This window comes from Mycobacterium sp. 852002-51971_SCH5477799-a (genome assembly GCF_001667145.1).
Classification (GTDB): Bacteria; Actinomycetota; Actinomycetes; order Mycobacteriales; family Mycobacteriaceae; genus Mycobacterium.
Window position 1 is genome coordinate 110,797 of record NZ_LZIF01000044.1, and the last position, 14,391, is coordinate 125,187.

Sequence of the window (14,391 nt, forward strand, 5' to 3'; positions counted from 1 at the left end):
GATGGAAGGATGGCGGGGTGACGAATACGGCCATCCGCTCGGGCATCGACCTGAGCCATGTCGACGAAAGCATCCGCCCCCAAGACGACCTGTTCGGTCACGTCAACGGCCGCTGGCTGGCCGAATACGAGATACCGGCGGACCGCGCGACCGACGGCGCCTTCCGCCAGCTGTATGACCGCGCCGAAGAACAGGTGCGCGACCTGATCGTGGAGGCCAGCCAGCAGGGTGCGCCCGCCGCGGACGACGACGCGCAACGCATCGGCGACCTGTACGCCAGCTTCCTCGACGAGGACACCGTGCAGCGCCGCGGCGTGCAACCACTGCGCGACGAGATGTCCGTGATCGACGACGCCGCCGATGCCGACGCGCTGGCCCGGGCCATCGGCGCGCTGCAGCGCACGGGTGCGGGCGGCGGCGTCGGGGTGTACGTGGACACCGACGCCAAAAACTCGACCCGCTATCTGGTGCACTTCACCCAGTCCGGCCTCGGGTTGCCCGACGAGTCCTACTACCGCGATGAGCGGCACCTCCAGGTGCTGGAGGCCTATCCCGCGCACATCGCGCGGATGTTCGCCCTGGTGTTCGGCGGGGACAGGGCAGACCACATTCAGACCGCCGAACGCATCGTCGCGCTGGAGGGCAAGCTTGCCGAGGCGCATTGGGATGTGGTCAAGCGCCGCGACGCCGACCTCACCTACAACCTGCGCACGTTCGCCGAACTGCGTGACGAATCGTTGGGCTTCGATTGGGCGGGCTGGGCCACCGCGCTGGGCGCCGGCCCGGAATCGCTTGCGGAAGTGATTGTGCGCCAACCTGATTACCTGCGGACCTTCGCCGAGCTGTGGCGCAACGAGGACCTCGAGGTGTGGAAGAGCTGGGCGCGGTGGCGGCTGATCCGCGCGCGGGCCTCCTGGCTGACCGACGAACTGGTGTCCGCGGACTTCGACTTCTACGGCCGGCTGCTGACCGGGGCCGAGCAAATCCGGGAGCGGTGGAAGCGCGCGGTGTCGCTGGTGGAGAACCTGATGGGCGACGCCGTCGGAAAGCTTTATGTGCAGCGGCATTTCCCGCCCGGGGCGAAGGCCCGCATCGACGAGCTGGTCGCCAACCTGCGGGCGGCGTATCGGATGAGCATCAGCGAGCTGGACTGGATGACGCCGCAGACCCGGGAGCGGGCGCTGGCCAAGCTGGAGAAGTTCACCGCCAAGGTCGGCTACCCGGCGAAGTGGCGCGACTACTCCGCGCTGTTGATCGAGCGTGACGACCTGTACGGCAACTACCTGCGCGGGTATGCGGTCAACCACGATCGCGAGCTGGCCAAGCTCGGCGGGCCGGTGGACAAGGACGAGTGGTTCATGACGCCGCAGACGGTCAACGCGTACTACAACCCGGGGATGAACGAAATCGTCTTCCCGGCAGCCATTCTGCAACCGCCCTTCTTCGACCCCGAGGCCGACGACGCGGCCAACTACGGCGGCATCGGCGCGGTGATCGGGCACGAGATCGGGCACGGCTTCGACGACCAGGGCGCAAAATACGACGGCGACGGCAACCTGGTCGACTGGTGGACGGATGCGGACCGGACCGAGTTCGGCGCCCGCACGAGGGCTCTCATCGAGCAGTACGACGCCTACACGCCGCGGGGCCTGGGCAGCGACCACCACGTCAACGGCGCGTTCACCGTCGGGGAGAACATCGGCGACCTGGGTGGCTTGTCGATCGCGCTGCTGGCCTACCAGTTGTCGCTGAACGGCGAGCCCGCCCCGGTGATCGACGGCCTGACCGGCGTGCAGCGGGTGTTCTACGGCTGGGCCCAGGTATGGCGCACCAAATCCCGTGAGGCGGAGGCGATCCGGCGCCTCGCGGTGGATCCGCACTCGCCGCCGGAGTTCCGCTGCAACGGCGTGCTGCGCAACATGGACGCCTTCTACGACGCCTTCGACGGCGCCGACGCGGGTGCGCTGTTTCTAGAGCCGGAGGACCGGGTCAAGATCTGGAACTGACACTCACCGGTGCGGCCTCGATCCGCGCGGGCACGTGCTTGTGCCACGGCGTGCCGGCGTAAGGGTCGCGCCACTCGGTCGAGGTGAGCGCGTTCGGGGCGACACCGGGAGTGACGGTCCGCCCGTCGGCGTCGAGGTAGTCGAGCCCAAAACCGTTGGGCAGGGCGGCATGCCCGGCCATCATCGTCTCGGTGATCTCCACGGTGGCCTCGGCGCTACCGGCCGCGGTGCTGATGCGCGCCCGGCATCCCTCGACCAGTCCCAGGATCTGGGCATCTTCGACGCTGATGCGCAGTGCGCCATCGGCGTCGCGTTTGCGCCAGGCCGGATCCCGGAAGATGTCGTTCGCGGTGTAGGCACGGCGCTCCCCCACCGAGAGCACGATCGGGAATTCCGGTGTGGTGAGCCGGGGCGGGGTGCGGGACAGTGCGTTCAATTCGTCGAGCATGGACGGAATTTCCAGGGCGATCTTGTGATCGGCGTGGCTGATCAGTGTGAAGTCGTCCTCGTAGTCGTGCACGGTGAAGGTCACCCCCGACGGAGTGTCCAGGATGGCGTCGAACAGGGCGTTGCCGTCGGCGTGCCCGGCGCGTCGCACCGCATCCGGATAGGTCAGCGCGGTTTTTTGGGCGAGTCCCCACAGGGCGGCCGCGCCGCGCAGCCCCTCGGGCAGTGTCGGCCCCAGCGTTTCGTACAGCACATACGGAAGCAGTTGCGCCACGGTTGGATTGGTCGCCGCGGCACCGAGAAACGCTTCGGTGTATGCCTGCCTGCCATTTCGCGCGGCTTCGTGCAGTGGCCGCAGATCGGCGTCGTTCACGACGCCGAGCGCACGCACGAGTCGTGCCCAGATCTCGGGTTCGGCCAAAGTTCCCGGCAGGGGCTCCATCAACGGGCGGCGCAGCTGGAAGGTGTTGTGCGGGAACTCGAGGTTGAAGAAGGTGGCTTCCGGCTTCTCGAATTGGGACGCTGCGGGGAGCACGTAATGCGCGAGCCGGGCGGTCTCGGTCATCGCGACGTCGATGACCACCATCAGTTCCAGGGCTTGAAAGGCCTCCCGGCACGCGACCGAGTTGGCCAGCGAGTGCGCGGGATTGCTGCTTTCCACGACCATGGCCCGGAACCGGTCCGGATGGTCGGTCAGAATTTCCTCGGGCACAACGTTACTGGGCACGAGTCCGGAGATGATCGGGGCCCCGGTCACCGGCGTGCGGCCGGAGAACTGGCCGAACAGCGGGGCGAACGACGAATGCAGGTGCTGGCCACCCTTTTTCGCGAAGTTGCCGGTGAGGATCCAGAGCAACTTGTTCAGATAGGAACACAGGGTGCTGTTGGGTGCCTGCTGCACCCCGAGGTCTTCGAACACCGAGACGCTGGCGGCGGTTCCGATGCGGCGCGCTGCCGTGCGCAGCAGTTCCTGGTCGACCCCGCAATGCTCGGCGTAGTCGGCGATCGGAACCTTGCGCAGCGCGGCGCGCACAGCGTGCGCGCCGCGCACATGCTCGGCGAGAAACGTTTCGTTGCACAGGTTTTCCTGCACGAGGATGGCGGCCAGGGCGGCCAGGCACCATGCATCGGTGCCGGGTCGCACCCGCAGGTGGAAGTCGGACATCTTCGCGGTGTCGGTGACCACCGGATCGATGACGATCATGGAGCGGGCCGGATCTTTGGCGATCTCGTTGAGCACCACGCGCGCTCGCGGGAAGCTCTGCGACATCCACGGGTTCTTCCCGACGAACACCGCCACTTCGGCGTGCTCGAATTCGCCCCTGGTGTGTCCACCGTAGAGCTGCCCGTCGATCCAGGCCTCACCGGTCTTCTCCTGCGCCAGCGCATTTGAGCGGTAGCGCGAGCCCAGCGCCTTCAAGAAGGCGCCGCTGTAGGCCCCGCCCAGGTGGTTGCCCTGCCCGCCGCCGCCGTAGTAGAAGATCTTGTCGCCGCCGTAGCTGTCGCGAATGCGTCTGAAGCCCTCGGCGATCTCCACGATCGCCGTGTCCCAGTCGATCTCCTCGTAGCTGCCGTCCGCGCGGCGCCGCAATGGGGAGGTCAGCCGGGCGCCGCTGTTCTGATAGTGGTCCAGCCGCAACGCCTTGTTGCAGGTGTAGCCCTGCGAGCCCGGGTGCGCCTTATCACCGCGGATGCGGGCCAGCCGGCGGTCTTCGACTTGGACGACGATGCCGCAGTTGCATTCGCACAGGATGCAGGCGCTGGATTGCCATTCACCGGTCATCGCAGTTTTCCTTTCCGGGCGCCTGTTGGGGCGACGCCGTCAGCAGCAGATCGCGCAGCTGGCGGTGGACGACGTCGAGGGGCGTCAGGTCACGTCGCACCCGCGCGAGCACGATCGCGCCCTCGAGCGAGGAGGTCGCCATGATCGCCAGCTCGCGCGCCCGCTCCGGCGCAATGCCGTCGGCGATGAACCGCGCGGCGATCAGGTCCGACCATCGGTCGAAGACCGCCGCGGCGCGCTCGATCACCACGCGTTCGGTGTCCTGCCGCTCGCCCGCTTCGACGGAGACCGCCACGATGGGGCAGCCGGCGCGGAAGTCGCTGTCGAGCAGCTGCCGCCGGTACTTGTCGATCAGGGTGTCCAGCAATCGCAGGCCGTCGTCGGCGCCGGTGATGACGGCGGCGACATGCTCGCCCGCATAGTCCACGGCCTCGCAGAGCAGCTGCGTGCGCCCGCCGGGGAAGTAGTGGTAGGCCGATCCGCGGGGCGCGCCACTGTGCTCGAGCACATCGGAGATCGCGGTGGCGCGCGCGCCCCGCTCCCGGATCAGCAGCGCGGCGGAGGCGACCATCCGCTCGCGTGGACCACGCATCGCATCTCCTCTCGGGCGTCAGGGTTATGTATGATGCTATACATAACGGCTCCGCCAGCGGAAGCCCCTCACGCAGTTGGCCTGGATCAATGTGGGCCGCGGTTGACCTACGGACACGAAATCGCCCATTTCCGAGTGGAAATGGGCGATTCTGCGCTGTTGATGCGGGTTAATTCATCCAGTCGGCGGAGCCGTCGTTCTTCTTGTACGAGCCTCCGCTGGAGTTCTTCACCACGACGGGGTCACCCGGACCGAAGTTGTCGAAGAACCACTTCGCGTTGCTGGGGCTGATGTTGATGCAGCCGTGGCTGACGTCGCGCTTGCCCTGGTCGTCGACCGACCACGGCGCGCTGTGCACGTAGTCGCCGACGTTGTCGAAGCGGACAGCGTCCTCCACCGTCACCTTGTAGCCGTAGGTCGAGCTCACCGGCACCCCGTAGGTCGAGGAGTCCATCACCACCGACGCCTTCTTGTCCTGCACGTAGTAGGTGCCGTTGGGGGTCTGGTGGTTGCCGGAGGTCATGCCCATCGACATCGGGAAGGTCTTCTCCACGGTGCCGTTGCGGGTGATGGTCAGCTGGTGGGTGGCGTCGTCGGCCGTGGCGATCAGCGTGTCACCGGTCTGGAAGGTGGAGACGGTGCCGCCGGCGTCGACGGTCACCGCGGTGTGCGCGGGCCAGAAGTTGATCGGGCGCCAGCGCAGCTGGGTCGGGGTCATCCAGTAGAACTTGCCCGGCACCGGCGGGACGGACGAGACGTGCACGGCGCCAATCGCCGCGTCGGCGTTTTCGACCGTTCCGGGGAAGTTGATGATGATCGGCTGGCCCACACCCACGGTCGAGCCGCCCTTGGGGACGAACGACGGCGGCCCGAACGGCGCCGTCCCTGTGAACGGCGTGGCGTTTTGCCCCTCGGCCGAGGCCGCTGCGGGCTGGGCGTTGGGCGGAGCCCACGGCGCCGGCGGCGCCAGCGGGTTGGGCGGCGGGGCCGCCAACGGGTCGGGCGGCGGCGGCGCCAACGGATCGGGCGGCGGGGGCGGCCCGGGCGGAGCGGCGACCGCACCCGGGTCAGCGGGAGCCGGGTCCGGATCCGCCGATGCGGGGCCCGCAGTCAGCACCAGCGCCAGGCCCACGACGGACGCCAAACCGGTTGTGCTCAGAGCGGCGAAGAGGCCCTTTCTAGTCCCGGCCCTCGTCCAGCCTGACATACGCATACCTCCACTCGTGTTCTCGACACAGTGTGGCATAGGAGCCACGCCAGCTACCTCCACCGGCGGTTGGTCGCGCGTCGGGAAGGGTGCCGATTATGGGTTTGAGCTGCGCGGCTATGAATCGGGTGAGCTTGTCGGAGCAACGTCCAGCATCCGCCGGTTGGCCGCGATGCCGGCCAGCGCGACGGCCATCAGGGCCGCCGAAGCGGTCAGCATCATCGTGACGCTGCGCTCGAACAGCAGGCCGCCGACCAGCGAGCCGGCCATGATTCCGACCTGGAAGGCCGTGACGTAGAAGCCCGACGCCCCGTCGGGGTCGTCGGCCCCGTTGCGCATCGCGGCGGATTGCATCATCGGCGAGACCGCGGTGGCCATCGCCCCCCACAGCACGATGGCGGCCGTTCCGATCAGGGCGGTGGCCACGCCGGCCCTGCCACCGAACGCCAGCCCGGTCAGCACCACGAAGGCCGCCGTCAGCCCCGTCATGCAGAGGATGACGGCGCCCTTGGGCCGGTGATCCAGCGGCCGCGCCACCAGCGGCAACGACAGCAGTCCGGCGAGCCCATAGGCGGCCAGCACGAAAGCGAGGTTCGGCCCCCGCACGCCGAGGACGTTGCGAATGATCTCGACGATGAAGGTGTACGACACGAAGTGGCCGGTGACCGCGATCATCGCCAGCACGCTCACCAGGATCAGCCGGGGGTTGCGGTGATGCCGTGACCTCGGGCCCACGTGGGCGAGCTGGTCCTCGGTGAGCACCATCTCCGGCAGCATCAACCGGGCCGCGAACGTGACGGCGGCCGCAGCGACGGTGATGCACACGACGGCCAGGCGCCAGCCCCACATCAGGCTCAGGGCCGCGGTGAGCGGGCTGCCCACCACCAGTGCGAGGCTGGTGCCGACGTAGATCGACATGGTGGCGCGCCCGGCATGGCTCGGCGGCACCAGCCGGGTCGCGATCGGTGCGATGACCGCCCACAGCAGGCCGTGGGTGATCGCGCAAAGCACCCGGCCGGTGGCCAGCACCGCGAAATTGGGCGCCAGTGCCGAGATCGCCTGCGAGGCCGTCAGACAGGTCAGGCTGAGCATGAGAGCGCGCCGCCGCGGCCAATGCGCGGTCCAGCGCACCAGCGGAAACGTCGTCAGGGCCGCCACGAAGGCATACCAGGTCAACAGCGTTCCCACCGCGAACAGACTGACGTGCAGGTCGCGAGCGATCGCCGGCAGCGCGCCAACGGGCAGGATCTCGGCGGTGACGTAGGTGAAAGCCGCGGCCGCCAGCACAGCCAACTGAGCCGCGATCCGTGGGGTCCACGTTCGCGCGGCAGCGTTGATTTCGGCAGTCATGGCTTCTGTATCGGCCGGACTACCCACTTCCTGGGTTGTCGCGCCTAATGCGATCACACTGCCTTACCGTACGGACCGCAACTGCGCCTCCCCCCGAATCAGGGCCGATCCGCAGGTCTCAACTACGTCACCAATCAGGAACGAACCAACCGCGCGATCGCGGCAGAGGCCTCGTCGAGCTTGGCTTGGGCCTCGTCGCCGCCATCGGCGACGGCGCGCGTGACGCAGTGACTCAGGTGCTCGTCAAGCAGGTTCAGGGCGACCGAACGCAGGGCGCTGTTGACGGCGCTGACCTGGGTGAGGACGTCGATGCAGTACTTGTCCTCCTCGATCATCCGGGCGATGCCACGCACCTGGCCCTCGATCCGCCGCAGCCGCTTGGCGTAGTTGTCCTTCTGCTGCGAATACCCGTGGTCGTTCGTCATCTGTCACCCCTGCTGAGTCGCCCGCCCTGCGGCGGCATCACGCCGGACTTCAGCTTATACCCCGTTGGGGTATAACCCCGGCAATGGGTATCGCGACTGGCCAGCGCATACTTGAACAATGCCCACCACCGATTCGGCGGCAACCGCCGACATCAAGCCGCGTAGTCGTGACGTCACCGACGGCCTGGAGAAGGCCGCCGCCCGGGGCATGTTGCGGGCCGTAGGCATGGGCGACGAAGACTTCGCCAAGCCGCAGATCGGGGTGGCGTCGTCCTGGAACGAGATCACCCCGTGCAACCTCTCCCTGGACCGGCTCGCCAAGGCGGTCAAGGAGGGCGTGTTCTCTGCCGGGGGGTACCCGCTGGAGTTCGGCACCATCTCGGTGTCCGACGGCATCTCGATGGGCCACGAAGGCATGCACTTCTCGCTGGTCTCCCGCGAGGTGATCGCCGACAGCGTCGAGACGGTGATGCAGGCCGAGCGGCTCGACGGGTCGGTGCTGCTGGCCGGCTGCGACAAGTCGCTACCCGGAATGCTGATGGCCGCCGCGCGACTCGACCTGGCCTCGGTGTTCCTCTACGCGGGGTCCATCCTGCCCGGGGTGGCCAAGCTGTCCGACGGCAGCGAGCGCGAGGTCACGATCATCGACGCGTTCGAGGCGGTCGGGGCCTGCGCCCGGGGCCTGATGCCCCGCGAGGACGTCGACGCCATCGAGCGCGCGATCTGTCCCGGCGAGGGCGCGTGCGGCGGCATGTACACCGCCAACACGATGGCCAGCGCCGCCGAGGCGCTCGGGATGTCGTTGCCGGGCAGCGCGGCGCCACCGGCGACCGACCGCCGCCGCGACGGGTTCGCACGGCGCAGCGGTGCGGCCGTCGTCGAGCTGCTGCGGCGCGGCATCACCGCCCGCGACATCCTCACCAAGGAGGCCTTCGAGAACGCGATCGCGGTGGTGATGGCGTTCGGCGGCTCGACCAACGCGGTGCTGCACCTGCTGGCCATCGCCCACGAGGCCGACGTCGAACTGTCGCTCGACGACTTCAGCCGGATCGGATCGAAGGTGCCCCACCTGGCCGACGTCAAGCCGTTCGGCCGCCACGTCATGTCCCACGTCGACCACGTCGGCGGCGTGCCGGTGATGATGAAGGCGCTGCTGGATGCCGGGCTGCTGCGCGGCGACTGCCTGACGGTGACCGGTGCGACGGTGGCCGAGAACCTGGCCGAGATCGCCCCGCCCGACCCGGACGGCAAGGTGCTGCGCGCGCTGAGCAATCCCATCCACCCGACCGGCGGGATCACCATCCTGCGGGGCTCGCTGGCGCCCGAGGGGGCGGTCGTGAAGTCGGCCGGATTCGACTCTGACGTGTTCGAGGGCACCGCAAGGGTTTTCGACGGCGAGCGGGCCGCGTTGGACGCTTTGGAGGACGGCACCATCACCAAGGGTGATGCCGTGGTGATCCGCTACGAAGGCCCCAAGGGCGGCCCCGGCATGCGCGAAATGCTGGCCATCACCGGCGCCATCAAGGGGGCCGGTCTGGGCAAGGACGTGCTGCTGCTGACCGACGGCCGGTTTTCCGGCGGGACCACCGGCCTGTGCGTCGGCCACATCGCGCCCGAGGCGGTCGACGCCGGACCGATCGCCTTCCTGCGCGACGGCGACCGCATCCGGCTGGACGTGGCCAATCACGTGCTCGACGTGCTGACCGATCCGGCCGAATTCGACGCTCGCCGCGCGGATTTCACCCCGCCGGAGCCGCGCTACAAGACCGGCGTGCTGGCCAAGTACGTGAAGCTGGTCAGCTCCGCCGCGATCGGCGCGGTCTGCGGCTGATCGCCGTCCCGGGCCGTGGGATCCCGCCCGGGGCCGGCGAACTGCCTCGCGGTCTAACGGAGTTCGCGATTACGCGTGCGTGTCCGCCGCGCGAGTGCGCATGCCGAAGTAGGTCGCGTTGAAGCCCAGGAACGTCAACAACGCGCCCGCAACGACATTCGACCAGGTCATGCCGGCGCTCAGCGTGACATCCGGCAGGATCCAGGTCGAGACGATGACCCACCCGCCCAGCACCGGCAACGTCCAGGTCATGCCGTGCGCGCGATCCAGCGTCGTCGCGAACCCGTAGGCCAAGAATGCCGCCGCGATCCCCGCGATCAGGTCGGACGTGGCAAGCGATGCCGTGGCGTTGAATCCAACGATCCACGGCGACGCGGCCACATACAGCCCCGTCAGCAGGGCCAGACCGAACGTGACATGCGCGCTCATCGACTCGGCGACGCGCTCATAGCGCTCACGCAGAGCCAACAAATCGGGGTGGTGATCGATTGATGAATGGACTGTACTCATTTTGTGACCTTTCTGTTATGCAGCAAGCCTTTTGAGCCGGACTGCACCCATCCATCCGCCATCAAGATTACGCCCGCGCGCCGTTGGCCAGCAACGAAAATCGGGCTCTCGACGAGGCGCTCTGCCCGGCCGTATCGACACGCCGCGTAGCGTCGTAGGGCATGGATATCGCAGACCGGCTGCGCCTCGATGTGCCGGTCGGACAGGCAGGCATGGGCGGCGGACTGGCGGGCGCGGCGCTGGCGGGCGCGGTCGCCCGCGCGGGCGGACTCGGCACGCTGGGCATCGACACGCCCCGCCGGCTGCGAACGTCGATCGAGCAGGTGCGCGCGCAGGCGCCGGGCCGTGCCGTGGCGGTAAACCTGTTGCTACCCTTCGTTCATCGTCGTCATGTCGCCGTCTGTGTCGATGCCCGCGTGGACGCAGTCGTCCTGGCGTTCGGCGAGAAGCGGGGCCTCGTCGCGCACCTGCGCGACGCCGGGATCTTCGTCTTCGTGATGGTGGGCACCGAAGCGCAGGCGCGTGCCGCGATAGCTTGCGGCGCCGATGGTTTGATCGCTCAGGGACGCGAGGCCGGCGGCCATCTCGTGGGAACCATGGCGGCACTGGACTTTCTGCCGCACGCCCTCGCCGCGGCCGCCGACCGCCCGGTCTTCCTGGCCGGTGGCATCGCCACCGGTGCCGACACCCGCGCCGCGCTGGGCGCGGGTGCCAGCGGCGTCATCGCCGGCACACGATTCCTGTTGACCCACGAAGCCAACGCGAACCACGAGTATCAGCGGCGAATCCTGCGGGCGGACACGACGATCGAAACCAATTTGTTCGGCATGAGCTGGCCGTTGCGCCACCGCGTGGTGCCCAACGCGGCCACCCGCCGGTGGTGCGGCCAAGACGGGAAGGCCAAGGCGCTGCCCGCCGCCGTGAACGCGGCCAGCCGCCCGCTGTCGGCGTTGGGCTATTTCGACGCGCGGCCTCTGATGCGTCTGCAGTCGCCGGCCTTCCCGTTCTTCACGCCGCTGGCGCCGGTGGCCGGAGTGCCCGATTCCTGGTTGGACAGCGCGGCTTTGTACGCGGGCGAAACTGCCTTGCGGATAGGCGAACTCATTTCCGCCGAGCAGGCCGTCGCGGAGCTCACCCCGCGCTGAGGCCTAGCGCACCAACGCGAGGGCGAAGCCGTCCCAGGGCTTGGCACCCACCGTCTGGATCACCGCGGTGTCCAGCCGCGGATCCTCGCCCATCGCCTGTAGCGTTTGCCGCACAGCCTGCGCCTGAGCGTTGGAGTCCGGATCGAGGATCTGTCCCTGCCGAATCACGTTGTCCGCCACGATGACCGCGCCGGGGCGGGCCAGTCGCACCGACCAGTCCAGATAGGCGGGGTAGTTCTCCTTGTCGGCGTCGATGAAGATCAGATCGAAGGGACCGGTCACCGTCGGCAGCGTGTCCAGCGCGGCCCCGACGATCACCTGCACCCGATCGGCGAGGCCGGCCCGCTCCAGGTTGGCCCGCGCCACCTCGGCGTGCTTGGGCTCGTACTCCAGCGTCACCACCCGCCCTTGCGGGCCGGCGCCGCGCGCCAGCCAGATGGTGCTGAAACCGCCCAGCGTGCCGAGCTCGAGGATGCTGCGCGCACCGGTGGCACCGGCGAGCAGGCTCAAGAACTTTCCTTGCTGGACCGACACCGCAATCGGCGGCAATCCGGCCGCGCTGCTGGCCTCCAGGGCCGCGCTCAAGGACGGATCGTCATGCACCACGGTGCTGTCCAAAAATGCATCGACGTCTTCAGGGGTTGATTTCTCGGTCATTTCGTCCACGCTAGCCGCGCCCGGGCGTGCCGGCACGCGGAGCCGGGCCGGCATCGAACCGTCCGCCGCCATTTACCGTATACCCATGGGGGGTATATAGTGAGGGTGCGGTCGACCCGCACCGCACAAGTCACCATCAACGAGAAAAGGGTGAGTTACATGGCAACTTACGAGGCCGGGACCGAGTTGACCTGCGGCCACGAAGGCTGCGGCTGTCGCGTCCGCATCGAGGTCCCCTGCCACTGCTCGGGTTCGGGCGAGCCCTACCGCTGCACGTGCGGCGACGCGCTGACCCCCGTCAAGTAGTCCACCGGGCCGGTCGTGCGTTCGGGTGCGTGCCCGTGGTGTTCACCGCCCGAACGTACGGCCGGTCAGCTCGACCGTGGCGTCTAGCCGCATCGCTGTCGCCGACGCACCCACCGCCGCCGTATACGAGCCCGGGCGAATCCGCCAGCTCTTGGCTTTGCCGTCGTAGCGGGCGAGCAGGCGCGGGTCCGCCTCGACACTGACCCGGTGAATCGCACCGGGCTCGAGCTCCACCCGCTCGAATCCCAGCAGCCGTAAGCACGGTTCACCGGCGGCGGCCGTCAGGTACAGCTGGGCTACGTCCGCCCCGGCGCGGTCGCCGACATTGACGACGCTGAAACTGGCGCGGATGGTGTCTCCGCCGCTGACCACCAGGTCGTGGTAGTCAAACCTGGTGTAGGACAACCCATGACCGAAGGCGAACATCGGTTCGTGCCCGCGCGTGGCAAACCAGCGGTAGCCGACGTCGGCTCCTTCGGCGTAGTCGATCGTGGTGGCTGTGCCCCACGATTCGTCGGCGCCGGGCAGCTGCGGGCGCGGCGTTTGGTCCAGATCAACAGGAAAGGTGATCGGCAGCCGGCCCGACGGGTTCACCTGCCCGGTGAGTATCTCCGCGATGGCCCGGCCACCGGCCTGCCCCGGAAACCACGCTTGCACAATGGCGTTCACCGAGTCCCGCCAGGGCATCGACACCGGATTGCCCGTCTGCAGCACCACGACGGTGTTCGGGTTGGCCGCCGCCACCGCGGTGATCAGCTCGTCTTGGCCCCACGGCAGCGACAGGTCGGCGATGTCGAAGCCTTCGCCTTCCGCGCGGACCGCGAACACGATCGCGATGTCGGCCTTGCGGGCCGCGCGCAGCGCCTCGGCTGGACTGATGCCGGGATCGAACTCGATCTGCGTGTGTGGCAGGTGTTTACGCAGCCCTTCCAGCGGACTCGGGGGCAGCAGGTACAGGTTGCGCAGCCCGGCCTCCAGGCCCGTGCCGCCGATGGGGACCACGCCCGCGTATCCGCCCGGCGGAACGACGGTGCTGGAACCGTAGCCGGCCGGCACACCCAGGTGTGCGTACCCGCCGATGACGGCGATGCGCACGCTCGACCCGGGCGCCAGCGGCAACGCCCCCCGGTTGGTCAGGAGCACGGTTCCCTGCCGGGCGATGTTCAGCGCAATCTCGTTGTGCGCGGCCAGGTCCGGCGTCGGCACCGCATCGGTTTTGTCAACGCCGATGGCGAACATGGACCGCAGGATCCGGCGAACCATGTCCGACAGGCGCTCCTTGGACAGCTGGCCGTCGGCGTACGCGTCACGCAGCGGCGCACCGAAGGACTCGGCCTGCCATAACAGCGCGTCGATCTGGGCCCCACATTCCTGATCGAGGCCGGCCAGCGCGCACTGCCAGCTCGGCGTGGCACCCCAATCCGACATCACCCATCCCCGATAGCCCCAGGCACCCTTCAGCACGTCGTTGATCAAGACGGTGTTGGCCGCGGCATAATCGCCGTTGATCTTGTTATAGGCGGTCATCACGGCGCCGGGCTGCGAGCGCTCGATCGCCAATTCGAAGGCAAGCAAGTCGGATTCGCGGTGGGCATCGGGATCGATGACCGCGTCCAGGAAGTGCCGGTTGGTTTCGTTGCAGTTCAACGAGTAGTGCTTGACCGTCGAGATCACGCCTTGGCGCTGAATGCCGTCGATCGACTCGGCGGCCATCGTGGCGGTCAAAACCGGGTCCTCGGAATAATATTCGAAATTGCGGCCGTTGCGCGGGTCGCGGGCCAGGTTCATCGCGCCGGCGAGCTGCACGTTGAAGCCGCGGCTGCGCGCTTCGCGGCCGATCGCTTCGCCCGCGGCGCGGGCCAGCGACGGATTGAAGCTGGCGGCCAGCGCCAGACCGGCGGGCAGCGCAGTGGCGGTGTCGCCGTGGCGGAAACCCGGGTTGGTGACGCCCAGGCCGGCGTCGCTCATCAGCAACGCCGGCACACCCAGGCGGGGAACACCCGGCACGTATCCCGCACTCATCGGCGTGTCCGCGGGGATGCGCTCGTCGCGGACCGGCCACATCTCGCCGGCCCCCATCACCGAGACCAGCAGCGCGAACCGTTCGTCGTCGGTCATCCGGGCCTCGACCT

12 protein-coding genes are annotated in these 14,391 nt (G+C 68.3%); 4 read left to right on the forward strand and 8 right to left on the reverse strand.

The features are described from left to right. Positions 1-17: 17 nt before the first annotated feature. Entirely contained in the window at positions 18-2,006 is a 1,989-nt protein-coding gene (locus A5753_RS05060) for a M13 family metallopeptidase (protein WP_067124068.1), read from the forward strand. Here A5753_RS05060 and A5753_RS05065 read toward each other — a convergent pair. From A5753_RS05065 to A5753_RS05085, 5 genes are all read right to left on the reverse strand, one after another. After that, on the reverse strand, positions 1,990-4,236 hold the full coding sequence (locus A5753_RS05065) for a molybdopterin-dependent oxidoreductase (protein ID WP_067124070.1): 2,247 nt from the start codon (positions 4,234-4,236) through the stop codon (positions 1,990-1,992). The genes A5753_RS05060 and A5753_RS05065 overlap by 17 nt on opposite strands. Continuing rightward, a complete protein-coding gene (locus tag A5753_RS05070; RefSeq protein WP_067124072.1) occupies positions 4,226-4,828 on the reverse strand; it encodes a TetR/AcrR family transcriptional regulator in 603 nt (200 codons plus the stop codon). Before A5753_RS05070 ends, A5753_RS05065 begins: the two co-directional genes overlap by 11 nt. Positions 4,829-4,997: 169 nt before the next feature. Then, entirely contained in the window at positions 4,998-6,035 is a 1,038-nt protein-coding gene (locus A5753_RS05075) for a L,D-transpeptidase family protein (protein ID WP_067124074.1), read from the reverse strand. A gap of 117 nt (positions 6,036-6,152) precedes the next feature. Further along, positions 6,153-7,385, reverse strand: a complete 1,233-nt coding sequence (locus A5753_RS05080) for an MFS transporter (protein ID WP_067124076.1) — start codon at positions 7,383-7,385, stop codon at positions 6,153-6,155. A 134-nt stretch (positions 7,386-7,519) separates the two neighbouring features. Further along, complete coding sequence (locus tag A5753_RS05085; protein ID WP_067124078.1) at positions 7,520-7,810, reverse strand: metal-sensitive transcriptional regulator; 291 nt, start codon at positions 7,808-7,810, stop codon at positions 7,520-7,522. A 118-nt stretch (positions 7,811-7,928) separates the two neighbouring features. Here A5753_RS05085 and ilvD point away from each other — a divergent pair, with 118 nt between their 5' ends. Continuing rightward, positions 7,929-9,641, forward strand: a complete 1,713-nt coding sequence (gene ilvD / locus A5753_RS05090; RefSeq protein ID WP_067124080.1) for a dihydroxy-acid dehydratase — start codon at positions 7,929-7,931, stop codon at positions 9,639-9,641. A gap of 69 nt (positions 9,642-9,710) precedes the next feature. Here ilvD and A5753_RS05095 read toward each other — a convergent pair whose 3' ends face one another. After that, positions 9,711-10,151, reverse strand: a complete 441-nt coding sequence (locus A5753_RS05095; protein ID WP_067124082.1) for an SPW repeat protein — start codon at positions 10,149-10,151, stop codon at positions 9,711-9,713. Positions 10,152-10,312: 161 nt separating this feature from the next. Here A5753_RS05095 and A5753_RS05100 point away from each other — a divergent pair, with 161 nt between their 5' ends. Then, entirely contained in the window at positions 10,313-11,296 is a 984-nt protein-coding gene (locus A5753_RS05100; RefSeq protein ID WP_067124084.1) for a nitronate monooxygenase, read from the forward strand. A gap of 3 nt (positions 11,297-11,299) precedes the next feature. Here A5753_RS05100 and A5753_RS05105 read toward each other — a convergent pair whose 3' ends face one another. Continuing rightward, positions 11,300-11,953, reverse strand: a complete 654-nt coding sequence (locus A5753_RS05105; protein ID WP_067124137.1) for an O-methyltransferase — start codon at positions 11,951-11,953, stop codon at positions 11,300-11,302. A 159-nt stretch (positions 11,954-12,112) separates the two neighbouring features. Between A5753_RS05105 and A5753_RS05110 the strand changes: the two genes are divergently transcribed. Further along, positions 12,113-12,259 carry a metallothionein gene (locus tag A5753_RS05110; RefSeq protein WP_067124138.1) on the forward strand — a complete coding sequence of 49 codons (147 nt, stop codon included), beginning with the start codon at positions 12,113-12,115 and terminating at the stop codon, positions 12,257-12,259. 42 nt (positions 12,260-12,301) lie between these two features. Here the strand turns inward: A5753_RS05110 and A5753_RS05115 are convergent, their stop codons facing one another. Further along, positions 12,302-14,377 carry a beta-glucosidase gene (locus tag A5753_RS05115; protein WP_067124140.1) on the reverse strand — a complete coding sequence of 692 codons (2,076 nt, stop codon included), beginning with the start codon at positions 14,375-14,377 and terminating at the stop codon, positions 12,302-12,304. Positions 14,378-14,391 lie beyond the last annotated feature (14 nt).

What these genes read in the sequence shown, in the direction of transcription:
- A5753_RS05070 (WP_067124072.1), bottom strand. Translation starts at nt 4,828, where the DNA reads ATGCGTGGTCCACGCGAGCGGATGGTCGCCTCCGCCGCGCTGCTGATC.
- ilvD (WP_067124080.1), top strand. Translation starts at nt 7,929, where the DNA reads ATGCCCACCACCGATTCGGCGGCAACCGCCGACATCAAGCCGCGTAGT.
- A5753_RS05105 (WP_067124137.1), bottom strand. Translation starts at nt 11,953, where the DNA reads ATGACCGAGAAATCAACCCCTGAAGACGTCGATGCATTTTTGGACAGC.
- A5753_RS05075 (WP_067124074.1), bottom strand. Translation starts at nt 6,035, where the DNA reads ATGTCAGGCTGGACGAGGGCCGGGACTAGAAAGGGCCTCTTCGCCGCT.
- A5753_RS05110 (WP_067124138.1), top strand. Translation starts at nt 12,113, where the DNA reads ATGGCAACTTACGAGGCCGGGACCGAGTTGACCTGCGGCCACGAAGGC.
- A5753_RS05085 (WP_067124078.1), bottom strand. Translation starts at nt 7,810, where the DNA reads ATGACGAACGACCACGGGTATTCGCAGCAGAAGGACAACTACGCCAAG.
- A5753_RS05065 (WP_067124070.1), bottom strand. Translation starts at nt 4,236, where the DNA reads ATGACCGGTGAATGGCAATCCAGCGCCTGCATCCTGTGCGAATGCAAC.
- A5753_RS05080 (WP_067124076.1), bottom strand. Translation starts at nt 7,385, where the DNA reads ATGACTGCCGAAATCAACGCTGCCGCGCGAACGTGGACCCCACGGATC.
- A5753_RS05095 (WP_067124082.1), bottom strand. Translation starts at nt 10,151, where the DNA reads ATGAGTACAGTCCATTCATCAATCGATCACCACCCCGATTTGTTGGCT.
- A5753_RS05115 (WP_067124140.1), bottom strand. Translation starts at nt 14,377, where the DNA reads ATGACCGACGACGAACGGTTCGCGCTGCTGGTCTCGGTGATGGGGGCC.
- A5753_RS05100 (WP_067124084.1), top strand. Translation starts at nt 10,313, where the DNA reads ATGGATATCGCAGACCGGCTGCGCCTCGATGTGCCGGTCGGACAGGCA.